Annotated in this window: 24 protein-coding genes, 2 tRNA genes and 1 pseudogene; 11 read left to right on the top strand and 16 right to left on the bottom strand. The window is 45.6% G+C overall.

Annotation, left to right across the window (positions count from 1 at the left end; genetic code table 11):
* The 5 genes from AC3IT7_RS01075 to AC3IT7_RS01055 all read right to left on the bottom strand — a co-directional run bounded on the left by AC3IT7_RS01075 (position 1) and on the right by AC3IT7_RS01055 (position 4,608).
* Positions 1 to 837, bottom strand: coding sequence for a hypothetical protein (locus AC3IT7_RS01075; RefSeq protein WP_489249098.1), 837 nt, complete (start codon positions 835 to 837; stop codon positions 1 to 3).
* Complete coding sequence (locus AC3IT7_RS01070) at positions 834 to 1,613, bottom strand: uroporphyrinogen-III synthase (RefSeq protein ID WP_489249097.1); 780 nt, start codon at positions 1,611 to 1,613, stop codon at positions 834 to 836. Before AC3IT7_RS01070 ends, AC3IT7_RS01075 begins: the two co-directional genes overlap by 4 nt.
* Positions 1,613 to 2,536, bottom strand: coding sequence for a hydroxymethylbilane synthase (hemC, locus tag AC3IT7_RS01065; RefSeq protein ID WP_489249096.1), 924 nt, complete (start codon positions 2,534 to 2,536; stop codon positions 1,613 to 1,615). Before hemC ends, AC3IT7_RS01070 begins: the two co-directional genes overlap by 1 nt.
* A gap of 107 nt (positions 2,537 to 2,643) precedes the next feature.
* Entirely contained in the window at positions 2,644 to 3,384 is a 741-nt protein-coding gene (locus AC3IT7_RS01060) for a LytR/AlgR family response regulator transcription factor (RefSeq protein WP_489249095.1), read from the bottom strand.
* A 69-nt stretch (positions 3,385 to 3,453) separates the two neighbouring features.
* Positions 3,454 to 4,608, bottom strand: a complete 1,155-nt coding sequence (locus tag AC3IT7_RS01055; protein WP_489249094.1) for a sensor histidine kinase — start codon at positions 4,606 to 4,608, stop codon at positions 3,454 to 3,456.
* On the opposite strand from AC3IT7_RS01055, the gene argH reads away from it, so the two are divergent.
* Together argH and AC3IT7_RS01045 are read left to right on the top strand one after the other, a co-directional pair.
* Positions 4,599 to 6,029, top strand: a complete 1,431-nt coding sequence (gene argH / locus AC3IT7_RS01050) for an argininosuccinate lyase (protein WP_475653835.1) — start codon at positions 4,599 to 4,601, stop codon at positions 6,027 to 6,029. The genes AC3IT7_RS01055 and argH overlap by 10 nt on opposite strands.
* Before the next feature lie 11 nt (positions 6,030 to 6,040).
* The gene (locus tag AC3IT7_RS01045) at positions 6,041 to 6,310 is read left to right on the top strand and encodes an oxidative damage protection protein (protein WP_475653834.1); all 270 of its coding nucleotides are present in this window, start codon (positions 6,041 to 6,043) and stop codon (positions 6,308 to 6,310) included.
* Between the two features lie 990 nt (positions 6,311 to 7,300).
* Here the strand turns inward: AC3IT7_RS01045 and pgsA are convergent.
* The 3 genes from pgsA to uvrC form a co-directional block, all read right to left on the bottom strand.
* Positions 7,301 to 7,888, bottom strand: a complete 588-nt coding sequence (gene pgsA / locus AC3IT7_RS01040; RefSeq protein ID WP_475653833.1) for a CDP-diacylglycerol--glycerol-3-phosphate 3-phosphatidyltransferase — start codon at positions 7,886 to 7,888, stop codon at positions 7,301 to 7,303.
* A 107-nt stretch (positions 7,889 to 7,995) separates the two neighbouring features.
* Positions 7,996 to 8,790: a thioesterase family protein gene (locus AC3IT7_RS01035; protein ID WP_489249093.1), complete on the bottom strand. Its 795-nt coding sequence runs from the start codon at positions 8,788 to 8,790 to the stop codon at positions 7,996 to 7,998.
* Between the two features lie 115 nt (positions 8,791 to 8,905).
* Positions 8,906 to 10,705 carry an excinuclease ABC subunit UvrC gene (gene uvrC, locus AC3IT7_RS01030; protein ID WP_475653831.1) on the bottom strand — a complete coding sequence of 600 codons (1,800 nt, stop codon included), beginning with the start codon at positions 10,703 to 10,705 and terminating at the stop codon, positions 8,906 to 8,908.
* Positions 10,706 to 10,929: 224 nt separating this feature from the next.
* Here uvrC and AC3IT7_RS01025 point away from each other — a divergent pair, with 224 nt between their 5' ends.
* Positions 10,930 to 11,994, top strand: a complete 1,065-nt coding sequence (locus AC3IT7_RS01025; RefSeq protein WP_489249965.1) for an AAA family ATPase — start codon at positions 10,930 to 10,932, stop codon at positions 11,992 to 11,994.
* A 6-nt stretch (positions 11,995 to 12,000) separates the two neighbouring features.
* Here AC3IT7_RS01025 and AC3IT7_RS01020 read toward each other — a convergent pair whose 3' ends face one another.
* Positions 12,001 to 12,420: a PH domain-containing protein gene (locus AC3IT7_RS01020; RefSeq protein ID WP_475653830.1), complete on the bottom strand. Its 420-nt coding sequence runs from the start codon at positions 12,418 to 12,420 to the stop codon at positions 12,001 to 12,003.
* A 584-nt stretch (positions 12,421 to 13,004) separates the two neighbouring features.
* Between AC3IT7_RS01020 and fadB the strand changes: the two genes are divergently transcribed.
* From fadB to AC3IT7_RS00995, 5 genes and pseudogenes are all read left to right on the top strand, one after another.
* Positions 13,005 to 15,155, top strand: a complete 2,151-nt coding sequence (gene fadB / locus AC3IT7_RS01015) for a fatty acid oxidation complex subunit alpha FadB (RefSeq protein ID WP_489249092.1) — start codon at positions 13,005 to 13,007, stop codon at positions 15,153 to 15,155.
* 12 nt (positions 15,156 to 15,167) lie between these two features.
* Complete coding sequence (gene fadA / locus AC3IT7_RS01010) at positions 15,168 to 16,340, top strand: acetyl-CoA C-acyltransferase FadA (RefSeq protein WP_475653828.1); 1,173 nt, start codon at positions 15,168 to 15,170, stop codon at positions 16,338 to 16,340.
* 188 nt (positions 16,341 to 16,528) lie between these two features.
* A pseudogene (locus AC3IT7_RS01005) lies at positions 16,529 to 16,913 on the top strand (YidX family protein); the annotation flags it as partial.
* Between the two features lie 92 nt (positions 16,914 to 17,005).
* Positions 17,006 to 17,797 (top strand): hypothetical protein, encoded by a 792-nt coding sequence (locus tag AC3IT7_RS01000; RefSeq protein ID WP_489249091.1) that lies wholly within the window; start codon positions 17,006 to 17,008, stop codon positions 17,795 to 17,797.
* A gap of 126 nt (positions 17,798 to 17,923) precedes the next feature.
* A complete protein-coding gene (locus AC3IT7_RS00995) occupies positions 17,924 to 18,349 on the top strand; it encodes a hypothetical protein (protein WP_489249090.1) in 426 nt (141 codons plus the stop codon).
* Positions 18,350 to 18,442: 93 nt separating this feature from the next.
* Here AC3IT7_RS00995 and tehB read toward each other — a convergent pair whose 3' ends face one another.
* From tehB to AC3IT7_RS00960, 7 genes are all read right to left on the bottom strand, one after another.
* Entirely contained in the window at positions 18,443 to 19,309 is an 867-nt protein-coding gene (tehB, locus tag AC3IT7_RS00990) for an SAM-dependent methyltransferase TehB (protein ID WP_489249089.1), read from the bottom strand.
* A gap of 215 nt (positions 19,310 to 19,524) precedes the next feature.
* On the bottom strand, positions 19,525 to 19,797 hold the full coding sequence (locus tag AC3IT7_RS00985; RefSeq protein WP_489249088.1) for a hypothetical protein: 273 nt from the start codon (positions 19,795 to 19,797) through the stop codon (positions 19,525 to 19,527).
* A gap of 108 nt (positions 19,798 to 19,905) precedes the next feature.
* Entirely contained in the window at positions 19,906 to 20,655 is a 750-nt protein-coding gene (locus tag AC3IT7_RS00980) for a hypothetical protein (protein WP_489249087.1), read from the bottom strand.
* A 223-nt stretch (positions 20,656 to 20,878) separates the two neighbouring features.
* Positions 20,879 to 21,382 carry a hypothetical protein gene (locus AC3IT7_RS00975; protein ID WP_489249086.1) on the bottom strand — a complete coding sequence of 168 codons (504 nt, stop codon included), beginning with the start codon at positions 21,380 to 21,382 and terminating at the stop codon, positions 20,879 to 20,881.
* Positions 21,383 to 21,605: 223 nt separating this feature from the next.
* Positions 21,606 to 21,681, bottom strand: a tRNA-Phe gene (locus AC3IT7_RS00970).
* A 135-nt stretch (positions 21,682 to 21,816) separates the two neighbouring features.
* A tRNA-Phe gene (locus AC3IT7_RS00965) sits at positions 21,817 to 21,892 on the bottom strand.
* A gap of 203 nt (positions 21,893 to 22,095) precedes the next feature.
* Entirely contained in the window at positions 22,096 to 22,473 is a 378-nt protein-coding gene (locus tag AC3IT7_RS00960; protein ID WP_004278652.1) for a GNAT family N-acetyltransferase, read from the bottom strand.
* Between the two features lie 97 nt (positions 22,474 to 22,570).
* Here AC3IT7_RS00960 and hisB point away from each other — a divergent pair, with 97 nt between their 5' ends.
* The 3 genes from hisB to AC3IT7_RS00945 all read left to right on the top strand — a co-directional run bounded on the left by hisB (position 22,571) and on the right by AC3IT7_RS00945 (position 24,476).
* On the top strand, positions 22,571 to 23,164 hold the full coding sequence (gene hisB / locus AC3IT7_RS00955) for an imidazoleglycerol-phosphate dehydratase HisB (RefSeq protein WP_005095198.1): 594 nt from the start codon (positions 22,571 to 22,573) through the stop codon (positions 23,162 to 23,164).
* Positions 23,164 to 23,781: an imidazole glycerol phosphate synthase subunit HisH gene (gene hisH, locus AC3IT7_RS00950; protein WP_475655088.1), complete on the top strand. Its 618-nt coding sequence runs from the start codon at positions 23,164 to 23,166 to the stop codon at positions 23,779 to 23,781. Before hisB ends, hisH begins: the two co-directional genes overlap by 1 nt.
* A gap of 161 nt (positions 23,782 to 23,942) precedes the next feature.
* Complete coding sequence (locus tag AC3IT7_RS00945) at positions 23,943 to 24,476, top strand: DUF805 domain-containing protein (RefSeq protein ID WP_489249085.1); 534 nt, start codon at positions 23,943 to 23,945, stop codon at positions 24,474 to 24,476.
* Positions 24,477 to 24,517 lie beyond the last annotated feature (41 nt).

Here is a 24,517-nt window from a genome sequence, read left to right as displayed (position 1 = left end):
TTAGCCAACTAAGGTACGTGTATTTAATAAAGGCGTCGGAGTAACCGGAGTAGCCTTGATGTGATTCAGCTGCTCAATCCAGTGCTGGCTACGTGCATCCGGCAATTGCTCCAGCACCTCGATCACCGTATTCAGTGCTTGCGGGAAAGCGACAGACTGACTTTGCTGCAAAGTATTTTGTGCAATCAGCAAACGCAACTGGGCTTCTTTTAGTACTAGATGGCGTTGCATCAATACGGTACTTGGCTGCTCTACAGCTTCAATCTGGATCCAGCGCTGCCAGAAAGAGCGTTGACTCTCCGGACGTTGCAAATGAGGCGCCTGAATTTCTTTTTCAATTTCAGTATCTATCTGCATTAATAATTCTTTTAATTTATTTTGCTGCACCAGACGGCTGTTAACGAATTTTTTCAGCATGTCCTGATCTTTAGCAATCACTTGCTGCAAACTGCTCTCCAGCGCGGGTGCCAATCCATAATCTTCCAGCTCATTGTGCAGATGGTTTAATTTTTCAATAGCGGTGGCATATTGTTGCTGTTGTAGTGCAAATTCAATCAGATCGAGCTGTTGCTGTATCAGAGCAATATCATTATGTACTTCCGCAGTGGCTGCTGCATGTGCCGACTGAGCTGAGGGAGCGCCTGTATTTTCCTGCCGCGCAGCAAGCTGACGTTTTAAGGCCACGAACTGGTCATTCAGGTTGGCATTTTGCTGCTGCAACTGCTTTACACTCTGATGAAGCTCAGTCTGTGCTGCATTGAGCGTATAAAGGTCATAGCTGAGCTTGATGAGCCACATTAAACTCAAGATGAAAAATACAATAAATAGCTTCTTCATGCGTTCCCCAATATCTGCCCCATTTTTTGCAAGATCGTATTCGCCTCTAAATCATCAATTTGCACGAATTGAAAAGCTGCCGAATGCTGCTGTTGATATTCCCCAAGAATAGCGGCCAAACGTGACCCCAATACCAAATAACAGGCCTGATGCATGAGGTCTGCATCATGTTGAATTAATGTCAGCCAGTTTAACCAGCTCGCTTCACTGCTGATCAGCACAGCAAAGCACCGCTGTGCCTGAAGCACTGCGAGGTTTTCTGCCAGAATTGTTGCTGTGCCTGCAGGGCATTGCCGCCGATATAAAATAAAATTTAAAACCCTGATATGACTTGCACGAAGATGATCCATCATAAATTGACGACCGCCTTCTCCGCGCCAGAAGGCAACACCGGATTCAGCAGGCAACTGCACTAATACGGGCAACTGCAACATGCCTTCCGAGGTCTCCACCTCAGGTACATGACTTTGAATGCCATAGCTGGCCAACGCCTGCTCAGTGGCTTTACCCACCGCTACCCAATCTACATGTACCAGGCTGGACAGGCTAATTCCCGCCTGCTGTAAATATTGCATGCCAATCTGGGCAGCAGTTGGACTGACCACTACAATGATCCTGCTCTGCGCCAACTGGCGATACAGGCTGGACAACTCATCAGAATAAGGCACGGCATGCAGTTCAAGCAGCGGCAATTCCAGCACAGAGACCTGTGCTGCCTGTAACTGCCGGGTCAGACTCATAGCACGGTCACTCGGACGGGTATTAATCAATAACATCAGTTTGAATAAAGTGCTTTCAGCAATTCGCCTGCACCTTGATCGAGTAAATTCTTGGCCAACTCAACCCCCAGTTGCTCTGCTGCTGCAATTTCTCCAGCCTGCTGCGCGCGCAGCAAAACTGTTCCATCGACACTGCCGACACGACCTTCAATTGAAATTACACCGTCCTGCAGCGTGGCATAACCTGCGATCGGCACCTGACATCCGCCTTCCAGATAGGCATTAAAGGCACGTTCGGCACGCACGCAGGCATCAGTTTCGGCATGTAATAATGGCTGAATCAGATCCAGAACCGCCTGATCATGGCTACGGCATTCTAAGCCCAATGCACCTTGACCCACGGCCGGCAGACTGATTTCAGGAGTCAGAGTATGACGAATACGTTCTGCCAATCCCAAACGTTTCAAACCGGCACTGGCCAGAATAATTGCATCATACTGACCGGCATCTAATTTTGACAAACGGGTGCCCACATTACCGCGCAGGTCAATGATTTCAAGATCAGGACGCTGTTTTAAAATCTGGGTTTTACGGCGCAAACTCGAAGTACCCACTTTGGCACCCTGGGGTAATTCCTCAAAGCTGGCATAGCTATTGGATACGAAGGCATCCAGTGGATCTTCACGCTCACAGATCACCGCCAGACTCAGCCCTTCCGGCAAGGCCATAGGTACATCTTTCATTGAATGCACGGCCAGATCGGCACGACCATCGAGTAAAGCGGCTTCTAATTCTTTTACAAATAAACCTTTACCACCAATCTTAGCCAGTGGTGTATCTAGAATTTTATCGCCCTGTGTAACAAAAGTGACTAACTCGACCTGCAAGCCAGCGTGCAAATCTTGTAGGCGTGCACGGATATGTTCCGCTTGCCAAAGCGCAAGTGGACTTTGTCGAGTTGCAATTTTTAGGGTCTTCATAAATTTCAATAACAGTCAATGAGAACAATAGTCTAAACTTAACCTGCTCACTTGAAAATGCAAGTGAATTTATACAAGTTTCAACTGAATGCTCTCATTTATCCCTGCTATAGCTTTTGAATCCGATCTCGTAAAAACGGTAAATGGCGTCGGCTCACTGCCAATCGTTCGTCCAGCTCACGACAACGCACTTGATACTGCCCCGAACTGACCACCTCCAGACCATCCAGATAATGCACCGAGATCAAGGCATTACGGTGAATACGGATAAACTGGTGCCCAAATTCCTGCTCTAGCTCCTTTAAGGTTTCATCAATCAGCACACTGCCGTTTTTATGACGTACAGTGACATATTTCTGATCCGCCAGAAAATAATAGATATTTTCAACTGGCACCAATTCGACACCACGATAGGTCTTTGCCGCAATCTGCTGGCGGCTGATATTGATTTCGTCCATATTTTCTTTTTGTTTTAGTTGGCTCATTTGAGCTTGGGTAAGTTTAGTTAAGTGCTCTAAAACCTGTGCCAATTCCTGTTGCATCACCGGTTTAAGCAAGTAGCCTTCGGCATTCGATTTAAATGCATCCAGCGCATGTTGGTCATAAGCCGTGCAAAAAACAATAGCCGGCATCGGATCCAGCTGTCGCAAATGCTGCGCACAGGCCAGACCATTCATTTCAGGCATTTGAATATCTAATAGTATGACATCGGGTTCGTATTGGTGAGCCAGATCGATGGCCTGGCGGCCATGATTTGCAGTCGCCACCACATCATGCCCCAGCTGAGAGACTAAACGTGATAATCGTTCGACGGCCAAAGGCTCATCATCACAAATCAGGATGTCCATTTCTCCTCCTTACCCAGTTAACCTGATCAAATCAATGATAAAGCGAACTGTGATTGCTTTGATTTATTTTTATTTATATTGGTATCGCACTACCGTCGTAAACATCCCTTCGCCGGCAAAGGTTTGAAAAGTCATACTGGATCCGTAATAAGCTTGCAGACGCTGTCTGACATTTTCTATTGCAATACCATGTCCCCTTTTTAAAGTTTTATTATCTCGCGTATAAGGGTTGGTTATGATGATATTAATTTGATTTTGCAATATTTCAACCAATATGCTTATGGTACTCTTTGTGAGAATTTTTTCAACTCCATGGAAAATACTATTTTCTAGCAAGGGTTGTAAAGTTAATAATGGAATTTGTACTTGTGAGTATAAGTCTTTGTTTTCTAACTTCCATTCAATCTGCAAACGTTCGCCCAAACGGATCTGTTCGATCTCCAGATAACGTTGGCACAGATCAATTTCTTCTTGCAGGCTGACCAGTTTCAATTCCTGAAAACTGGCACGAAACAGCCGTGACAGATTCAACAGCATATGTTCGGCTTTATCCGGATCGATACTGATCAGGCTGATCACGCTGTTCATGCTATTAAACAGAAAATGCGGCTGAATCCGTGCCTGCATGGCCTGAATCCGCGCATTCAGCTCACTATGCTGCTGCTGTTCCCATTGTTCACGCAAATACAGGTAACGAAAACAAAACATGCCCAGCAAGATACCCAAACTGAGATGCAGTCCCACCTGGTCTAGTGCAATTGCCAGCGTTAAATGCTGAAAATTAAAATTAACACCAAAATGTATCAAAACATTCAGGCTGACTGTGGTCAGCAGTACAATTGCCTGTAACAGTAAAAATCCGGACATGAGCGCCAGTTTAATACCCATATGCTGAAAGGCCTGATGGAACAGTTCTACCAGCGCTGCAAAACATAACAGTACCCAGTTGATATACAGCATATATTGCAGCAGATGCATACCATTTAAAGCCTGCCAGGATTGCGCTTCTGCCAGTGCTAAAATCATGGCCAGAATATTGCCGCCGACAAACAGTTCCAGCAAATAGCGAAGATTGCCAATCTGGCTAAAGAAATAGGAACTTTGTGCCTGTCCAGATGCCGATGCGAAAGATTGAGCAGATGTGACTTCGGCAATAGGCTTTGAATTTGTTATACTCTTTTTCGTTCTACCGCTTTTAATCTGATTGAGCCGACATGACCACATCTTCTAATTCCTCTAATCCATCACAAGCCCAGACTTCGGGTATGTGGGGCGGTCGTTTCTCTGAAGCGACTGATGCTTTTGTTGCTGAATTTACAGCATCTGTCCAATTTGACCAACGTTTTTATAAACAGGATATTGCCGGCTCGATTGCCCATGCAACCATGCTGGCCAAAGTAGGCGTGCTGACTGCACAGGAACGCGATGACATCATCGAAGGTCTGACTGCCATTCAAGCCGACATTGAAGCCGGTCACTTTGAATGGCGCATTGACCTGGAAGATGTGCACATGAATATTGAGTCGCGCCTGACTCAGCGTATCGGCATTACTGGCAAGAAACTGCATACCGGCCGTAGCCGTAATGACCAGGTGGCAACCGATATCCGTCTTTATGTCCGTGATGAAATCGATGCCATTTTAAAATTACTCGAAAAACTCCAAAAAGGGATTTTAAGTCTGGCGGCTAAAAATACCGACACCATCATGCCGGGCTTTACCCATTTGCAAACTGCACAACCAGTGACTTTTGGTCACCATTTAATGGCCTGGTTTGAAATGCTGGTACGCGACTCGGAACGTCTGATTGACTGCCGTAAACGTGTCAACCGTATGCCTCTCGGTTCGGCTGCACTGGCCGGTACGACCTATCCAATCGACCGTGCCTATACTGCACAATTGTTAGGTTTTGAAGCCGTGGCTGAAAACTCGCTAGACGCAGTATCGGATCGTGACTTTGCGATTGAATTTAATGCTGCAGCATCTCTCATCATGATGCACTTGTCGCGGATGTCAGAAGAACTGATCCTGTGGACCTCTGCACAGTTCAAATTCGTGAATATTCCAGATCGTTTCTGTACTGGTTCTTCGATCATGCCGCAGAAGAAAAACCCGGATGTACCTGAACTGGTACGTGGTAAAACCGGCCGTGTCTATGGCGACCTGATGAGCCTTTTAACTCTAATGAAAGGCCAGCCGCTAGCGTACAACAAAGACAATCAGGAAGACAAAGAACCATTGTTCGATGCAATTGATACCGTTCGTGGTTCATTGATGGCCTTCGCCGACATGATTCCTGCACTGGTGCCAAATATTGCTGAAATGCGTGAAGCAGCATTACGTGGTTTCTCAACTGCAACCGACCTTGCAGACTATCTGGTGAAAAATGGCGTGGCCTTCCGTGATGCACATGAAATTGTTGGTAAAGCTGTTGCCCTCGGTGTTGCAGAGTCGAAAGATTTGTCTGAGCTGACACTTGAACAATTACAACAGTTCTCTGACCTGATTCAGGCCGATGTTTTTGAGAAAGCGTTAACGCTTGAAGCATCTGTCAATGCACGTAACCATATTGGTGGTACTGCACCTGCGCAAGTCGAAGCCGCAATTGCCCGTGCTTATACTCGCCTAGAAAACCTTTACGCTTAAGGACGACCGATATGTCTCGACAAGTATTTTGCCGTAAGTATCAACAAGAAATGGAAGGCCTCGACTTTGCACCCTTCCCGGGTGCCAAAGGTCAGGAGCTGTTTGATAACGTGTCTAAACAGGCCTGGCAGGAATGGCTCAAACACCAGACCACGCTGATTAATGAAAAGCGTTTAAACGTATTTGAACCGGATGCGAAAAAGTTTCTTGAAGAACAACGTGAAAAGTTCTTTAGCAATGATGAAACTCTGGAAAAAGCTGAAGGGCTAAAGCCTGAGTAATGTTCAGAGCACTGCTCTGAACATTACGCAAGACAAGCGAAGCGCGTAGTTTTAATTGTCATAAAGGGAATCCATTAAAGATTCCCTTTTTAGTTTAACAAGAGCTGCCACACCGCAAGACAAGCATACTGCGTGCAGGCTTTAATCTGAAAAGAGTCTCTTTTGAGGCTTTTTTTTATTGGAAAGAGCGTTGCTCCACCCAAACGCAAGACGAGAAGCGATGCTTCGAGTAAAAACCTAAAGTACTGCTTTTCTGTTTTAGGCAAGACAAACAAAGCGCCTGGTTTCAACTATGGTAAAAGAGTCTGAGAAAACTCCTTTTTAACATCTCAAATTCTGCTGCAACCAAATACCTGAGCAATACCCAAGATGTGCATAGACTTGAATCTAAATACATCTTAATAGGATTTTTTTACATCATCAAAATGTCAGAAATCTGACTGAGTAAAAGCTGCAATAACAGCCTTATTTAGGACTGCTTTAATGACCGAAATTTGTAGTCACTGGCACCAATAGCATTTTCAGATTTCAATAACTGCTGAGATAGCAGCACATCGGGATATTGATATGTTGAGTGCAAGATTTTGATGAAGTGGTGGCCAGTATTTTGCCATTTTTCAGATAGAGGCTGATGGAGCAAAAAGAATTTTTAGCTACGCTATTCTCCTCCAGTCGTCAGCTTACATCCTGCTGAAAAACATCCATATTTGTATCAAAATAATAGATTGTAAATTATCTATACAAAGCGTTCACAAAACACAACAATCTGCTACAAGAAGCCATATGATTTTGAAAAACCGTCTCTTTATAATAGGCTCTAACAAGATGAGATATCTTTGAATAACTATAATAATAAGTAACAAATACCCCGATTTCATCCCAGTTCTTCCCCCAAAGGCTGGGTATTTTTTTGCCTGTTATTTGCCAATTTTTTAATGCTTTTGAGACATAAAAAAAGCCCCTTTCAAGGAGCTTTTTTTGATCTTTCACTTAAGGCTGTTTCAAATATGGCCAAGCTGCTTTCAGATAAATGAACATCGACCACAAGGTCAGGATCACTGCTGTATACAACAAGGCATAGGCCAGTATTTCCAGAGGTGGCCAGTTCAGCAAAAATACAGTAATGGCGATCATCTGAAACGCTGTTTTATATTTACCTACTGTTGAAACCGCGACATTGGTACGTGCACCGAGTTCTGCCATCCATTCACGTAATGCTGACACAGTAATTTCACGTGAAATAATTACAATTGCCGCAAAGGCCATCGACATCGAAGGTTGCCATTGCACCAATACAATCAGCGCAGCCGCCACCATCAGCTTATCTGCAACCGGATCGAGAAAACGTCCAAAAGCAGAGGTCTGGTTTAAAGTTCGTGCCAGATAGCCATCAAACCAGTCCGTGACCGCAGCAACCACAAAGATGGTGGTCAGGATAATATGCCGGGTCATGTCTGAGGAATTGGCCTCAAAGCCCAGTGCAGGTGGCCAATAAGCCACCAATAGAAATACCGGAATAAGAGCGATACGCGCCAAGGTCAAGATATTTGGAATATTCAGGATACGACCTGTAGTCATAGACACCGCCAATTGTTCCCCTTATGTACGATGAAAATGCACACTTTTTTAGAGGTTTGATCCATCATTAATAGGCATCACTTTATACGAATTGGCCGGCAGTGTCACTAGGCAAACACTGTCACCGTTTGTCTTGCCATCGCAATCAGACGATTTTCCGCATCCCAAAGACAGGCATGCTCGGTGGCATAGCCATGCGCAGCATGATCGGTAAATACTTTATATTTAAACCAATCATGCAGTTGATGCTGAAGCGGCTGCACATAGGTCACGGTCCAGGTCAGACTACTCGCAGGTGCCATTTTATCAAACATCGGCAGCACACCCGGTGGCCAGATATCAAAAATTGCCATCAGGTCAGCAATCAGAAATTCACGATTATTATGCTTTTCGGGATGAAAGCGGCACCAGCCACCAAAATCCGGACGTGAGCTGGCACTACAGGGTAAATTGACATCCGCCCATGCGATTTCAAAATGGTCATAACATTCTGGCAGACCATAACCCGCAGGAATCTGAAACAGTTGCTCTGGCGCAGCATAGTCCGGTGCCCGGGCTTGTTGTTGCACCTCAATGCAGGAATCTCGGGAAATACCAAAACTGGCAATCAGAATACTTTGTACTACATCGTCCTGCCATAGCCGTACTTCGATCGTGGTCACCGACTTGCCTTCCCGCAGGATTTCAGCACTCAGTCGTACCTTGGCTTGCTGAATCGGGCCGACAAAAGTCACACTGCAACTGAGTAAATGTTGAGCCGGATCATTAATCTGCGTGACTGCCTTGTGCATCATCATCGCGGCAGCCAGACCGCCATACAGGGTACGTCCCTGTAGCCATCCCTGTGGAAATTCCACCCATTCCTGTTCGGCAATTTGTGCATACAGCGCATGCAAAGACATGTTGATCCCTCGGTGAGTCTGTATCCTCAGTATATTGAGTCAAGCTCGCGCTGCTGTGAATGATCAATGACCCGTGCGTCAATGCGCACTTTTGCCCTTGCATTGGCTAGGGAAATTATTCATGCAACACTTTATAAATCATTCGCGCCATGACTGAACCGAGTCCCGGCACCAGTTGCAGGTCTCGCTCTGACGCTTTCAGCACACCCTGAATCCCGCCAAAATGGGTCAGCAAGTCGCGGCGGCGTTTTGGTCCGAGTCCCGGAATCACTTCCAGTACCGATGAACCGCGTTTTTTATCGCGTTTGGCGCGGTGCTTGGTAATCGCAAAACGGTGCGCTTCGTCCCGTACCTGCTGAATCAGATGCAGCGCCTTATGGTCTTCAGGCAACTGAATCTTGCTGCCATCGGTAAAATGCAGGGTTTCCAGACCAGGTTTACGTCCCTCGCCTTTGGACACCCCAACCATAAAGGCGTCCAGACCCAGTTCCTGCATCACTTCCATGGCCATATGCAGTTGCCCCTTACCACCATCAATCAGGAGTAAATCTGGCAACATGGCTTTTTTATAGCGACGGGTTAAGGCCTGACGCATGGCGGCATAGTCATCGCCCGCCTGAATGTCATTGATGGAAAACTGGCGATAATCACGTTTACGTACCCCACCACTGTCAAATACCACACAGGAGGCGATAGTGTCTTCACCCATGGTATGGGAAATGTCAAAACACTCGATCCGGTCTACCGGGCGGCCCACCACCTGTTCCAGCTGATGGAAACGTTCATTCAGTTCAAAATGATTGGCCAGCTTGCCCTGAATCGCATGCTGCACATTCATTTGTGCCAGTTCCAGCCATTCTGCACGGGTTTCTCGTACCTTGGACTTGATCTGGATTTTTTTGTCAAAATGCTGCGACAGGGCCGCTTCCAGTTCCTTGCGGTCAGCCACTTCGACATTGACAATCAGCTCGGCCGGAATTTCATCGGCCACCTGAAAATAGAAATTGGCAATAAAATCGGCCAGCATCTGCCCCAGATCAGCACTGAGCATATCCGGGAAATAGCTTTTGCCACCGAGCATTTTACCGTTGCGCACATGCATGATCTGCACACAGGTCACCCCGGCCTGATAGGCAATCGACAGGATATCGGCTTCGCCTTTGAGCTTATAAATCGCCTGCTGGGATTGCACATCTCTTAACAGCCCCATACGGTCACGATAGAACACCGCCTTTTCAAATTCCAGTGCTTCGGCTGCCGCTTCCATCTTGGCAATCAGTTCCTGATTCAGCTCCTTGGTATCGCCCTGCAAAAAACGGATCGAGTTATCGACATCCTCTTTATAATCTTGCGGAGAGATAAAGCCGACACAGGGCGCCGAGCAGCGCTTGATCTGGTATTGCAGACAAGGACGGGTACGATTGGCAAAAAAACTGTTTTCGCAGGAACGCACATTGAACAGTTTTTGCAGCACCACCAAGGTATCTCGGGCAGTATAGGCACTTGGATAAGGCCCAAAAAACTTGCCAACCTGATGCTTGCCCTTGCCGCGACCACTGGCCAGCCGTGGATAAGGCTTATCTGCCGAGACAAAGATATACACATAAGACTTGTCATCACGCAGCATGATGTTATACGGCGGACGGTGCAGCTTGATCAGGTTCTGTTCCAACAGCAAGGCTTCAGTTTCAGAACGCACAATCAGGGTCTGGATATCATAAATCCGCGCCACCAGGGCCTGGGTCTTGGGATGATCCAGGGTTTTGACAAAATAGCTGGAGACCCGGTTTTTCAGGTTTTTGGCTTTCCCCACATACAACAATTCGCCGTCTTTGCCATACATCCGGTAGACCCCGGGCAGGCTGGTCATATTGGCCAGGATTTTTTCGATATGGGGGCGTGCGTTTTCGTTCACCTAAAGCCTATTTTTCACATGCAATCTGCAGATATATGTGATGATTGTTCCGACATTTTCAAGCAAAGACACAAAATTACCCTGAACTTGACACCCAATTTAAAAATATGGCCTTGTCACTTTTGCAATCTATAAGCTTCGCAGCATGCTCTGATTGCTAAAAGCTCTAAATTTCAAGCGATAACTTTGCTATGCTCGAAGAGTCTAGTTTTGAGATGATTCACATGACCATGCAGCAGTCGGGCATCCATATTGTTCAGCCATCCACCTCCACCCATAGCCCATCTGAGCGTGACCGTTTAATTGGCAAACCGCGTTTTCATTTCGAGCCGAATCACGTGATGCAACTACTACGTGAACGGATTATCGGGCAGGATGCCGCCTTGAACGAGATTGAAAAAATGCTGCATGTGGTCAAGGCCGATTTCTCCAGTCCGGATCGTCCACTTTCAGTCACCCTGATGCTCGGCCCGACGGGTGTGGGTAAAACCGAAACCGTACGTTTAATTGCCGAAGCGATCTATGGCCGTGCAGATGCGTTCTGCCGGATTGATATGAATACCCTGGCACAGGAACATTATGCTGCGGCCCTCACCGGTGCGCCGCCGGGTTATGTCGGTTCCAAGGAAGGTCATAGCCTGTTTGATGAAGCCGCGATTGCCGGCAGTCATACCCGTCCCGGAATTATGCTGTTTGATGAACTGGAGAAAGCCAGCAGTGAAGTGATTCGCGGTTTGATGAACGTGCTGGATACTGGCCGTTTGACCCTGACTGCCGGCACCAAAACCATCGATTTTCGTAACTGCATGATCTTTATGACCAGTAATGTCGGCGCACAGGCGGCACAGCAGTACCTAGATAAAATCAGCATCCTGCCGGCCAAATTACAAAAAATTTGCTTAACAAAAGTACCGACTCAACGTGTGATTGAAAAAGTCATGCAGCGTAAATTCGATCCTGAATTTCTGAACCGGATCGACCGCAGCCTGCACTATCAGGCAGTACACAGCGATGCCCTGCCACGTCTGGTCGAGATTGAACTGGAAAAACTCAATAAACGTCTGCAGCATCAGAACCGGCAGGTACATTTGTCTGCTGCAGCCAAAGCCTATTTCTATCAGGATCATGATATTCGTTACGGCGCCCGGCATTTGGGGCGCAAGCTGCGTACTGAACTGGAGCCAATTCTGGCACTGTATTTTTTAAGCCAGCCCGCGCAATTCCGTTTGCATCTGGACTATACCGATGGACAGTTTGTAGTGGTGCCTGAACCACAGAATCCTGAATGACTCCGATTAAAGCGCTGGATGATTCGGCTGAATGGCCTGTATAAACGCCGTCTGGTCTTTGGGGGAAACCAGAATAAATTTCTGCTCGCCTGCCTCGCTATAATCAATGCGCAGACGTTGCAAAGACAGGGCCGGTGCAATGATGGAATGCTCTGTCGGCTGAATGGACTGGATCGCGCTTAACGGAATTTTCCAGCTCAACCACAGGCTGTTGATGGTCAGCACTCCATTTTCCACCACATAGCGCGTACTCCATAGCGGCCACCACAGAATCACAATGGTCAGAATATAGATCGCAGTATGTAGCGGATATTGCTGCATGGTGCCCTTGGCCTGCATGGTCAGCAGCAGTTGTATCAATAAACCACTCATACAGATCAGAAAAGCCAGTAGCCACCAGTCTTTTTTGGAACGAAATATATGCATCGATATCCCCCATATCTATGTGCATGCTCATCATAAACAATTTTGTCGCAGATAACAGAGCCTGAATCCCACAGAAGCATGCTTATTTTAGACTGGGCATCAATATGGACATGCTGGGTTTAAAACCTTCAGAAAAGCTGTGATCAATCGCAATGGCAGCACTTTTATTTAGGCTGATCCGAATATATTTATGCCTGCCTGCAGGCCCTGTACTGAGCGAGTTTCAGCCCTGATTGTACCTGTTCTACAGGCTGGTAATTGACTGAATTGACCAAATAGCAGCAAAGCCTGCCCTTGAATATTGCCCAGACTGCTCCATATCAATCAGGCTAATCGTTTAAAAATAATGAATCGAAACAAAATCTTCAGTATAAATAACTATGGAAAATTAAAGTAAAAATGCATAACAGCTCAGGTTCATCTGGCAAAAATTGATGACCCTTGCGTCACGGCTTGATACAACTTGTTATGTTCTTTTTGGATATAGTTATCGTAAGATTAGCGAAGTCTAAAAGTGCGCGGGATATGCGCATTTGCTTCACAACATCAACTTAGAAGTCCTCCAAAATAAAGGAGATCAGGGCATGATCCACGCTGGCAATGCCATTACCGTCCAAATGCTAGAGGACGGGATTGCAGAATTCCGCTTTGACTTACAAGGTGAGTCCGTTAATAAATTCAACCGTGCAACGATTGAAGATTTCAAGGCTGCTATCGAAGCCGTCTCCCATGCCGATATTCAAGGTCTGATTGTCACTTCAGGCAAATCTACATTTATTGTAGGTGCCGATATCACTGAATTCGGTGACAACTTTGCTCAGGGTGAACAAGCGATTGTTGACTGGGCGATGCCGGTACATGAAATTTTTAACAGCTTTGAAGACCTCGATATTCCTAAAGTGGCAGCCATCAATGGCATGGCACTGGGTGGCGGTTTTGAAATGTGTCTGGTCTGTGACTACCGTGTCATGTCAGAACAGGCGCAAGTCGGTCTGCCTGAAATCAAGCTGGGCATCTTTCCGGGCTTCGGTGGGACAGTGCGTTTAAGCCGTCTGATCGGTATCGACAACGCCGTAGAATGGATGGCCATGGCCAATCCGAAAAAACCTGCTGCTGCACTAAAAGATGGTGCAGTTGATGCGGTGGTTGCGGCTGACAAGTTGAAAGATGCTGCAATTGATCTGGTGAAACAGGCGATTCATGGCCGTTTAGACTGGAAAACCAAGCGTCAGGAAAAACTTGATCCGGTGAAACTCAGCCCGATCGAACAGATGATGGCGTTCAATTCATCAAAAGGCATGGTTCTGGCCAAAGCCAATCCTGCTCAATATCCTGCACCAAAATTATTGCTTGATTCATTACAAGCCGGCGCTAGCCTGCATCGTGATGATGCGCTGAAAGCTGAAGCTGAAGGCTTTGCCAAAGCTGCGGTAACACCTCAGGCAGGTGCCCTGATCGGCTTGTTCCTGAACGATCAGGTGGTGAAAAAAACCTCCAAGAAATATGAAAAAGGTGCGCATCCAGTGAATCAGGCTGCCGTTCTCGGCGCAGGGATCATGGGTGGCGGTATTGCTTACCAGGCGGCAAGCAAAGGCACACCAATCATTATGAAAGATATTGGTAATCCGCAACTGGCTTTGGGCATGAAAGAAGCCAATGGCTTGTTGACCAAACAGGTTGAGCGCAAGAAGATGAAGCCTGCGCAAATGGGTGAAACGCTTGCACGTATCCGTCCAACGCTAAGCTATGACGAATTCACAGAAGTCGACATCGTGATTGAAGCGGTAACGGAAAACCCGAAAGTCAAAGGCATCGTGCTGAAAGAAACTGAAGCCAAAGTCCGTGACAACACCATTATTGCTTCAAATACTTCTACGATTTCAATCACGCGTCTGGCTGAAAACCTGCAGCGTCCTGAAAACTTCGTGGGTATGCACTTCTTTAACCCGGTACACATGATGCCACTGGTCGAAGTGATTCGTGGTGCGAAAACTTCTGACGAAGCGATTGCAACCACAGTCGTGCTGGCTCAGAAAATGGGTAAAACACCAATCGTGGTCAATGACTGTCCGGGCTTCCTGGTCAACCGCGTGTTGTTCCCTTACTTCGGTGCATTTGACCTGTTGCTTAAAGATGGTGCTGACTTCCAGCAAATCGACAAAGTGATGGAAAAATTTGGCTGGCCTATGGGCCCTGCTTATCTGATGGACGTGGTCGGTATCGACACTGGTGTGCATGGTGCAGAAGTAATGGCTGAAGGTTTCCCGGATCGTATGAAGCCTGACTACAAAGGCTCGATCCAGGTGATGTACGAAAATCAACGTCTGGGTCAAAAGAATGACGTTGGTTTCTACAAGTATGAACTTGACCGTAAAGGCAAAAAAGCCAAAGTGGTTGATCCGACTGCCTATGAGCTGGTGGCCTCTGTTGCAACTGCGGAAAAACGTGAATTTGATGCTCAGGAAATCATTGACCGCATGATGCTGGCTTTCTGTAACGAAACAGTTCGTTGCCTGGAAGACAACATTGTAGCAACTGCTGCTGAAGCAGATATGGCGATGATCATGGGTGTTGGTTTCCCTCCATTCCGTGGTGGTCCATGCCGTTACATCGATCAAACCGGTGTAGCTGAGTATGTTGCGCTTTGCAATAAGTATGCGCACCTTGGTAAAGCTTATGAAGCGCCAGAAATGCTGCGTGACATGGCTGCTAACAACAAAAAATTCTACGGTTAAGGAGCAACGTGAATGGCTACTTTAAATCCACGTGACGTTGTCATCGTCGATGGCGTACGTTCAGCAATGGGTAAAACCAAAAACGGTATGTTCCGCAATGTACGTGCTGACAGTCTGTCTGCTGAACTTGTCCGTGCCCTGATGGTACGTAACGAATTCGACCCGAATGAAGTTGAAGACGTGATCTGGGGCTGTGTGAACCAGACTCTGGAACAAGGCATGAACATTGCCCGTAATATTGCATTACTGGCAGACCTGCCGAAAACTGTTGCCGGTCAAACCGTAAACCGTCTTTGTGGTTCGTCTATGCAGGCGATCCATACTGCGGCGGCGCAAATCGCTACCAACCAGGGTGATATCTTCATCATCGGTGGTGTTGAGCATATGGGCCATGTGGGCATGATGCACGGCATCGACCTGAACCCGGAAGCGTCTAAGCATTATGCCAAGGCATCCAACATGATGGGTTTGACTGCGGAAATGCTGGGTCGCATGAACGGGATTAGCCGTGAAGAACAGGATGCGTTTGGTGTGGAATCACATCGTCGTGCCTGGGCTGCGACTGAAAATGGTCTGTTCCAGAACGAGATTGTGGGCATTGAAGGTCACAATGCTGATGGCTATAAAGTTCTATGTGATATCGATGAAGTAATCCGTCCGGATGCCAACATCGAATCATTCCGTGCTTTACGTCCAGTGTTCGATCCGAAAGGCGGTACAGTAACTGCAGCGACCTCTTCAGCTTTGTCTGATGGTGCTTCTGCAATGCTGTTGATGTCTGCTGAACGTGCGCAAGCTTTAGGCCTTAAGCCACGTGCTGTGATTCGCTCTATGGCGGTTGCAGGTTGTGATGCTGCGATCATGGGTTATGGCCCGGTTCCTGCAACGCAAAAAGCCTTGAAACGCGCTGGTCTTGCGATTTCTGATATTCAGACTTTTGAATTGAATGAAGCCTTTGCGGCACAAGGTCTGTCTGTGCTTAAAGGCTTAGGCATTTATGACAAACAGGACATCGTAAACCATAATGGTGGTGCGATTGCATTAGGTCACCCACTTGGTTGTTCTGGTGCACGTATTACCACGTCTTTGCTTAACGTGATGGAACAGCAAGATACGCAAATTGGTCTGGCGACCATGTGTATTGGTTTAGGCCAAGGTATTGCGACAATTATCGAACGTGTTTAATTCTTAAATACTTTGTTGAAGAAAATCCTCGCTCTATGCGGGGATTTTTTATGACTTATTTTCTGCATGATTTTTTAGCTTAAGTTCAATATACTCAAAGCAATTTATAAATTTGCGTATTTTATAAACATAAAAATTTATTTTCTGTCTTTCATCATGCTTATACTTATAACAACGGAACATCTTTCATGTTTGCCAACTTATTTAAAGTTTTTACTTCTATGCTATCCGCCAGTGTGTTATCAGGCTGCGCTACTAAAAAGCTGATCGATAAGGATTCGGTTCATACGCGTGATGTTCATGTCAATCTAGTTGAAGATAGCGTGGTTGCTTTCAGTCGACCCGCCCAACCAGTCGCCAATTTACCAGCCAATAGCCTGGTGATTGCAGGTTATATAAATAGTGACATTCTGACTCAAGGAGGAACTCAGTTTGTCAATATTATTAATCACTTAGATCTCAAAAATATTCAAATAATGCGTGAATTAAGCTTTTATTCTGAAAAGAATGATGGTTATTTCAGAGGTACTCTGCCCTTGGCAGTATGTCAAATTACAGGAAGATTTTAATAAATAAGCAATTGAAAAATATAATTTATTTTTATAAAATCAATTGATATTTTCAAAATAATAATTTTCTAGTGATAAAAATGTAGTGCTCTACATATGAAATACCATAATAAAATTTTACCCAAACCAGCTAAAAAGAAAATACCCCTTTTTATGAAATGGGGCTTTGTCTGTGTAGCGATTTTCGTGGGATTAGGATGGCTCTATTATTTTTTTGAATACAATGATCTTATTAACCAACCGTATTACCCATCTTCTCTAAGTTTATATATCCATAAAACATTGGCATGGATCAGTGCATGTCTTGTCGGTTTTATCACCATTACTGTTTTTCTGCTGGCAAGTTATGAATGGATAATGCATTATCGCCACCAAAAATTCATACAGTACAGTTTAGGAACATTCTTGTTTATTTCAGGCATGTGCTTAAGTCTATTTTTTGGATCTATGGCTAAAACAATGGTCTATACCTCCCTCAATGCAATGTCGAGCCAAGTTGCTTTACAGCTTGGAGAAAATACATCTAAGCAGATCTTCATAACTGAAAGACATATAGTTAATCCACATTTTCAGCAAGAGATTCAAGTAAAACGCGGTAGAGTGATGACTTATATTATTGACCCTGTCAGCTATAAATTAAATATTCAACTCACTTTTGACAATAAAACCCATCACTTAGATCCCTATTGCTATAGTGGAAGCGTAGACGAACCGCAATTAAATGAGTCAAGCTTTCAAGTCCTCGGTCAACAGTCATTTTTAGGTTTTCGCTGTACAACAGGTTGTGAACTTTATCGGTATTTTTCAGCCGGGAATCATACCAACCTGACAAGTTCCAATTTCAGTACCTGTCGAAAAATCTATACTCAGCAACCTTCGCTCAGATAATCTTTAAATGTTATCCCTTTGTAAAATTAGTGGAAAATTCAACCAATAAAATTATATTTATAAATCACTTAAATTTTATAAGTGTATGATCAAGCCTCTTTTGTACTACATCCTTAAGGGGTTTATATGAACATGCTTAAAACAATGCTTGCGACTGCAATCGTAGCAACTTCTGCATCTGCAATGGCAACTGAAGCTCAAGTAGCACCTGCTGCTACAACGACTACAGTTCAAACTGTTGCTACAGAAACGGCTGTACCTGCGCAAGCAAAAGTTGAAGCTGCTCAAGCCACTGTTGCTGATGCAAAACAAGCAACTGAAGCAAAAATTGAAACTGTAAAAACTGAAACAACTGCTCAAGTAGAAACTGCACAAGCAACAGCAGAACAACAAGTTGAAGCTGCAAAAACACAAGTAGCAGAAACGAAAGAAGCAACTGTTGAAACTGCTGCTGAAGTAAAAGATGCGGCTGCTGAAAAAGCTGAAGCTGCTCAAGCGGACGTAAAAGCTGAGAAAAAAGGCTGGTTCTCTTGGTTCAAAAAAGCTGCTTAAGACTTTTTGAACATGAAAAAGATGTCATTGCGACATCTTTTTTTGTTTTAGCGGCCTTCATTTTCAGTCAAGAACTAAAAAACCGTCAATCTGTTATTCAACCTTCTGCGCCAATAAGGTCGCAAAATGCTGTTTAATCCGCTGACCTTGTGCATCCACCCGATGCAGCTCGCCGATATCTTCATTGTATTTCACAATCTTCCAGCCCTCATAATGAGCACGTAGCTCTCCCGGTCGGAAAGCAAATGGAAAATCCGGCTGTGCCGGAATATCGGGAGTATCCATGGCACAAACAATCAGGTTATAGCCGCCAGACACGGTAGCCTGCTGCATCTGTGCAATCAGTGCTGCAATGGTTTTGGCCTCGAGGAACATCATGACCACGGTACAGTAAATAAAATCATAATGACCGGCAATGCCTGTATCCAGATTCAGGTCACGGCGCTGGATCTGCACATGATCAATCTGCTCGGTCTGTACAATCTGCCTGAGGGTTTGCAAACTGTTTTCATTGACGTCCCAGGCATCTACCGCAAAACCGTTCTGACTTAAATACAGCGCATTACGCCCCGTACCACAGCCAATATCCAGCGCACGGCCCCCGTTTAAATAGGGCATGGCCGCCAGCACTTCGGAATGGGTCGGATTTAACTGATATTTCTTGATGAAGTAGTCTTCAGGCCGGCAATAAAAACGTAGCTGGCATTCAACATCTTCACTGGCAGAGACAATTTTGTGCCACGCTTCCGGCTGAATAAACGGCGGTTGCTGCGCTGGTGTAAATACATGTTCGGATAGCACCGCACCCGATTCTTCCAGCATGGCAAAATGCAGCTCGCCTTTGAGTACCGTCAGTTTGGCCCAGGTCCCTGCTTTGGTATTGTGCTGTTTTTTGAAGCCCTGAGGAATCTGCTGCTGGGTCCAGACCGGAAGTTCCTTATAACAGATCAGTTCTTGCATCAATATCGCCCTCCATATCCGCCATGTGTCAGCTGTAATTTATTTTAGCGGCAGTCTTATTGATTTCAGCATAGCCTGTTCAGGTCGGAATTGGAATCCGTGCCTGTTTGCGTCGTGCTGATCGAGTACTGAGCGTGAAATAAGCGCGATAAAACAAAAAAGCTGCCTGGATTCGACAGCTTGGGTTTAAGCAAATAGTGACCAAGCTAACTGGGTTAGTGCAGCAGCTCCGATTGCAGCCAATCCATATATTTATCCTGATCCATAAAATCCGGTGCATTTCCCAGATCCAGACTGAAATACTGCTGATTGAACTGGATCACGATCTGTTCGGTATAGTGCCAGTCCTCGATCAGCTTGAAATACTGATTCAGGAAAAACCGGCTTCTGTCGCCGTTATTCAGACTTTGTAGTTTTGGACATATTTTATTTGCGACAAACTCACCGTACACCTGCTGAATATCAGCAAAAACCTGAACTGTTTGCATGACTCACCTGCTTAAATGTTATGTCGTGATCTGTGCGACACATTCAATCTAAGCACCGAGTTTGAACAGCAGATGACAGTCTGATGGCAATCCTGTGATCGTAGACGGCTATAACTTGTTTTCAACCGCTTTCTGGTTGGCACTCGCAATCTGTTGCATCTGTTTATTCAGATCCAGCATTTCCTTATAGAGCGCATTGAACTCTTTCACTGCTTTATCTTCATAGAACATAAAAGTTTTATTTTTCTTTTGCCATTTGTTGTTTTTCAATATTGCAAATAAGGCATCTGCTCTGGCCAGGCTTTGCTTTTCAATTGCAAAAATCGCATGGGCATTGCTTTGCTGTTGATCGGCTTTCAGGTTGTCTGCCAGTTGCTGGCGATAACGGTTTTTGATGTCCAGCTGTTTGACTTGTTGTAGCTGCTGTTGCTCGCGTTGCTGAATTTGCTGTTCATACGCTTTTACAATCTGGTGCACCTGTTTCAACATGGCCTCAGTATCTTTATAGCCCTGCGTCTGATCCTGAGCCAGCCGGTCAATATTCAGAAAATTCGGCCAGTTCGCCGCTTTCAAATCACGCAGATACTGATTACGTTCCTCGGCGCTGTCTCGCATCTGTGTTAATAAAAATTCTGCCATGATGGCATGATCCCCATCCAGACGTTCATCTTCAAGCTCAAGCTGAATCGGGGTCGACCAGTCCTGCGCTTGCTGCACAATGGCCTGGGTTTTTTCTTCCAGTACGGTTTCATATTCGAGCAGTTCAGCCTGATGTTTTTGTTGGACAGAATATTGATAAAATAGCCCAATAAAAATCGCCAGCGTAACACCGGCTATAATTATAAAAACACGCGGCATGTACACGCTCCAGCTCTGCAGGTCAGATCTTGTTGATTATGTACACTATGCTTATTTTTTAGACGCAATTCAAGATATTTGATTTTTCTCATGCTATGCCGTGTTTAGCTCACAATCCTTCCACCCGAAAAGGAGTGCAGCCCTCACCCTGCTGCGTGCCGACCTTAACATCACCAGCATGCCAATACCTGAGCTTGCTCAACCAGGCAGCCAGCAGCAATGGTTATCTGCTATTGAATGGCAGGCTCAGCTCCAGCCGGTTCGGATCAAATTGCTCGCGTACGATCTGCACATTGGTAGCATCCCGGTTAATGCCAAACGGTTGCAACAGTACATAGACACCATTTCTGGGGTCAGAAGACTGTAAACCCTGTGCCACTGCCAGTACATATTCGCGGAAGACCACCGGCAGGCTGTCCAGATCAGGATCGACCGGCGCACGCATTGCATCAATATTCGCGACGATGTCACCATCTACGCTATAGGCTTGAATTTCACGTTCAATTTTCATCAGGCGCATTTGCAGGGCCTTACGCTGGCTGTTCTGTTCCTGATAAGGCAACATTTTTTCAGTCACGGCGCGCAGTTCCGGCTCGGCCATGACTGTCAGGGTCGGCAATACTACCGGCTCGGAAGCAGCATCAGGTGTCGCATGACTCAGTACAGGAACTATCAAGGCAGCACAGGCCGGGAGCAGACCAGAGGCAAGCACTTGGAGGAGATTCATGATTTAGCCCTCATGTGGACAATCGGGAAAGTTTCAGATTTACAGCTTACAAGTAATACAAGCCCTTATTGTTAAGTTTGATAAACGGTCAGGATGAATAAAGAGAAGGAAAAAAATAGTAAAGAATGCAGCCAGGAGGATGAGAAAATATCGATTTAAAGCTGATCTGACTTTGCATCAGACGAAAAAAAACCTCAAACAAGGTTTGAGGTTTTTTCGAATATGGTGGCGAGACCCAGGATCGAACTGGGGACACACGGATTTTCAATCCGTTGCTCTACCTACTGAGCTATCACGCCGATGCGGTGTATTAAGCCGTATCTGGCCTCATTAGTCAATCAAAATTATGAAAAAAATATTTGAGTGGCTGATTTTTGGCCTAAAAAAAATCCCTGATGGGATCAGGGATTGAAAACTTTAAAATGTTTTGAATATGGTGGCGAGACCCAGGATCGAACTGGGGACACACGGATTTTCAATCCGTTGCTCTACCTACTGAGCTATCACGCCGATGTCGCGTATTAAACAGTTTCAGCTCTAAATCGTCAAGAGCGGAAAGAATATTTTTCATCAAATGTTTACTTTTCCAACAAACCGAGCCAATTTGCATCATAAATTAAACAGTTTTTACCAAAGAGCTGAGCAATAAAACACATTCAAAATGTTATTTACATAAAAAGGCAGCCCGAAGGCTGCTAATAGTTGCTCTATCTCTAGATTTTTTCCAGATTGGCCAGACAGCGATGAATCGCACCACAGCCTGGCACAAAATTCTTCACGCCTTTTTCTTCTTCCATCCGGCAGACTTCACTGACCAGCCTTTCTGCGACCCCGCGACCACGGTTGGCCGGATGCACCACGATATTTTCCAGAATCCGGCTTTCACCCTGTCCGGTGCACCAGATGGCCCCAATAATCTTGCTATTAAATTCTGCGCTATAAACTGAGGTATACTGTGCAAGGTTTTGCTCTAGTTGTTCCATGGCATCTGCCCCATCGCTAAATTCAGGGCTAGTGTCATACAGTCGCTCAAGCTGGCTGCGCACTTCGTCATTTTCTAAAGAAGTATAAGCATGTACGGTAATAGGCATTGATAAACCCTCCTGAGCAATCTAATATGCGGTGACTTCGTCACGGCGAAAAATATTTTCTACATCAATCATTTTGACGTATTTGAGGAACGTGTCTATGACAGATCGTATCAGTGAAGTGGTAAGAAATACCAACGAAACCAAAATTCGGGTTCGTTTGAACCTCGACGGTACTGGTCAAGGCACCTTGAACACGGGTATTCCATTTTTAGATCATATGATTGATCAAATCAAGCGTCATGGCCTGTTTGATATTGATATTCATTGTGAGGGCGATCTGGAAATCGACGACCATCATACTGTAGAAGACTGTGGCATTACGCTGGGTCAGGCATTTGCACAGGCACTGGGCGACAAAAAAGGCCTGAAACGCTATGGTCATTTCTATGCGCCACTCGATGAATCTTTAAGCCGCGTGGTTGTGGATCTGTCTGGTCGTCCGGGCTTGTTCATGGATATTCCATTTACCCGCGCCATGATTGGCCGTTTTGATGTGGACTTATTCTCTGAATTCTTCCAGGGCTTTGTCAACCATTCCTTGATGACGGTGCATATCGACAACCTGAAAGGCAAAAACAGCCATCACCAGATTGAAAGTGTCTTTAAAGCCTTTGCCCGTGCGCTGCGTATGGCCTGTGAAGTGGATCCACGTGCTGCCAATACGGTTGCTTCAACCAAAGGTACGCTGTAATGACCCGTATTGCCCTTCTTGATTATGGCATGGGAAATTTGCACTCTGCGGCAAAAGCATTAGAACATGTCGGTGCCACGGTTGATGTCACCAATGATCCCAAACTGATTGCGCAAGCAGACAAGATTGTCTTTCCGGGTGTCGGTGCCATGCGTGACTGCATGCAAGGCATGCATGAAGCCGGAATTGATGATGTCGTGCGTAACGCGGTGTTTAACAAACCGGTACTGGCGATCTGCGTTGGTATGCAGGCCTTGATGCAGCATTCTGAAGAGAATGGCGGTGCAGATGCGCTGGGTATCTTCGAAGGTGCAGTGAAGCATTTCCCGGAAATGGCCGGCCTGAAAGTGCCGCATATGGGCTGGAATCAGGTGCATCAGGCCGATCCGGACCATCCGATGTGGAACAACATCGAACAGGATGCGCGTTTCTACTTCGTGCATAGCTACTATGTAGAGCCAAAAGATGCAGCACTGGTAGCCGCCAGCTGTACTTATGGCATCGAGTTCTGTACCGCAATTCATAAAGAAAACCTGTTTGCGACCCAGTTCCATCCGGAAAAAAGTCATACTGCCGGTTTACAGTTATTGAAAAACTTTGTGGACTGGAAAATCTGATTTCCCTTCTGCCCCGAAAAGCTCGCAAATTGCGGGCTTTTTTGTACGCGCAGTTCACTAGACAAAGATAAATCTGACTGTTTTTTGCGCTATTTAATTGTTATAATTATCAAACAAAACTTGATATTCAAATAATAATTAATTTTCTGGGGAATAAAAAAATGAATCGAAGCTATTCAGAGAGTGAGTCAGCCTTCAGTCCGCGTGGACGTTTTGGTCGCCTGTCTTATTTAGGCTGGAACATGCTGATGATTTTTGCAGTCCTGATCCTGACTGTCATGCTTGCAGCATTGTCACCCGGGTTATTCACAGACTCTTCTGCGCTCGCCAGCTCATCTTTGGTTGCAGCTGTAATTATGGGCATCGCTTATCTGGTGATGTTTTATTTTAGTTTTGTTTTTACGATCCGCCGCCTGCATGACCGCAATCATACCGGCTGGTTATCCATCCTTATTTTCGTTCCGATCATCAATCTGTTCTTTATGCTGTACTTGATTTTTGCCAAAGGAGATGACTGCATCAACCTGTACGGCCCTCAACGTAGCACCCGAGGATGGGAAAAGGTTTTGGGGGGAATTTATTTTTTAATTTTCCCCATGGCAATTCTGGCTGCCATTGTACTTCCGGCCTATCAAGACTATGTGACGCATATTCAACACAAACACATACACACCAGTATTCAGCCTGCTGATTAATTCTTTTTAAACGCTGCATAAAGCTCATATGATATGGGCTT

Source organism: Acinetobacter sp. KH_038 (assembly GCF_057839405.1).
The sequence above is the reverse complement of the archived record's forward strand: the minus strand, read 5'-3'. Positions and strand labels throughout refer to the sequence as shown.

Excerpts from the sequence above, each read along its gene's own strand:
- AC3IT7_RS01075 (WP_489249098.1), bottom strand. The coding sequence starts at position 837 with ATGAAGAAGCTATTTATTGTATTTTTCATCTTGAGTTTAATGTGGCTC.
- AC3IT7_RS01070 (WP_489249097.1), bottom strand. The coding sequence starts at position 1,613 with ATGTTATTGATTAATACCCGTCCGAGTGACCGTGCTATGAGTCTGACC.
- hemC (WP_489249096.1), bottom strand. The coding sequence starts at position 2,536 with ATGAAGACCCTAAAAATTGCAACTCGACAAAGTCCACTTGCGCTTTGG.
- AC3IT7_RS01060 (WP_489249095.1), bottom strand. The coding sequence starts at position 3,384 with ATGGACATCCTGATTTGTGATGATGAGCCTTTGGCCGTCGAACGATTA.
- argH (WP_475653835.1), top strand. The coding sequence starts at position 4,599 with ATGACCACATCTTCTAATTCCTCTAATCCATCACAAGCCCAGACTTCG.
- AC3IT7_RS01055 (WP_489249094.1), bottom strand. The coding sequence starts at position 4,608 with ATGTGGTCATGTCGGCTCAATCAGATTAAAAGCGGTAGAACGAAAAAG.
- AC3IT7_RS01045 (WP_475653834.1), top strand. The coding sequence starts at position 6,041 with ATGTCTCGACAAGTATTTTGCCGTAAGTATCAACAAGAAATGGAAGGC.
- pgsA (WP_475653833.1), bottom strand. The coding sequence starts at position 7,888 with ATGACTACAGGTCGTATCCTGAATATTCCAAATATCTTGACCTTGGCG.
- AC3IT7_RS01035 (WP_489249093.1), bottom strand. The coding sequence starts at position 8,790 with ATGTCTTTGCATGCGCTGTATGCACAAATTGCCGAACAGGAATGGGTG.
- AC3IT7_RS01025 (WP_489249965.1), top strand. The coding sequence starts at position 10,930 with ATGACCATGCAGCAGTCGGGCATCCATATTGTTCAGCCATCCACCTCC.
- AC3IT7_RS01020 (WP_475653830.1), bottom strand. The coding sequence starts at position 12,420 with ATGCATATATTTCGTTCCAAAAAAGACTGGTGGCTACTGGCTTTTCTG.
- fadB (WP_489249092.1), top strand. The coding sequence starts at position 13,005 with ATGATCCACGCTGGCAATGCCATTACCGTCCAAATGCTAGAGGACGGG.
- fadA (WP_475653828.1), top strand. The coding sequence starts at position 15,168 with ATGGCTACTTTAAATCCACGTGACGTTGTCATCGTCGATGGCGTACGT.
- AC3IT7_RS01000 (WP_489249091.1), top strand. The coding sequence starts at position 17,006 with ATGAAATACCATAATAAAATTTTACCCAAACCAGCTAAAAAGAAAATA.
- AC3IT7_RS00995 (WP_489249090.1), top strand. The coding sequence starts at position 17,924 with ATGAACATGCTTAAAACAATGCTTGCGACTGCAATCGTAGCAACTTCT.
- tehB (WP_489249089.1), bottom strand. The coding sequence starts at position 19,309 with ATGCAAGAACTGATCTGTTATAAGGAACTTCCGGTCTGGACCCAGCAG.
- AC3IT7_RS00985 (WP_489249088.1), bottom strand. The coding sequence starts at position 19,797 with ATGCAAACAGTTCAGGTTTTTGCTGATATTCAGCAGGTGTACGGTGAG.
- AC3IT7_RS00980 (WP_489249087.1), bottom strand. The coding sequence starts at position 20,655 with ATGCCGCGTGTTTTTATAATTATAGCCGGTGTTACGCTGGCGATTTTT.
- AC3IT7_RS00975 (WP_489249086.1), bottom strand. The coding sequence starts at position 21,382 with ATGAATCTCCTCCAAGTGCTTGCCTCTGGTCTGCTCCCGGCCTGTGCT.
- AC3IT7_RS00960 (WP_004278652.1), bottom strand. The coding sequence starts at position 22,473 with ATGCCTATTACCGTACATGCTTATACTTCTTTAGAAAATGACGAAGTG.
- hisB (WP_005095198.1), top strand. The coding sequence starts at position 22,571 with ATGACAGATCGTATCAGTGAAGTGGTAAGAAATACCAACGAAACCAAA.
- hisH (WP_475655088.1), top strand. The coding sequence starts at position 23,164 with ATGACCCGTATTGCCCTTCTTGATTATGGCATGGGAAATTTGCACTCT.
- AC3IT7_RS00945 (WP_489249085.1), top strand. The coding sequence starts at position 23,943 with ATGAATCGAAGCTATTCAGAGAGTGAGTCAGCCTTCAGTCCGCGTGGA.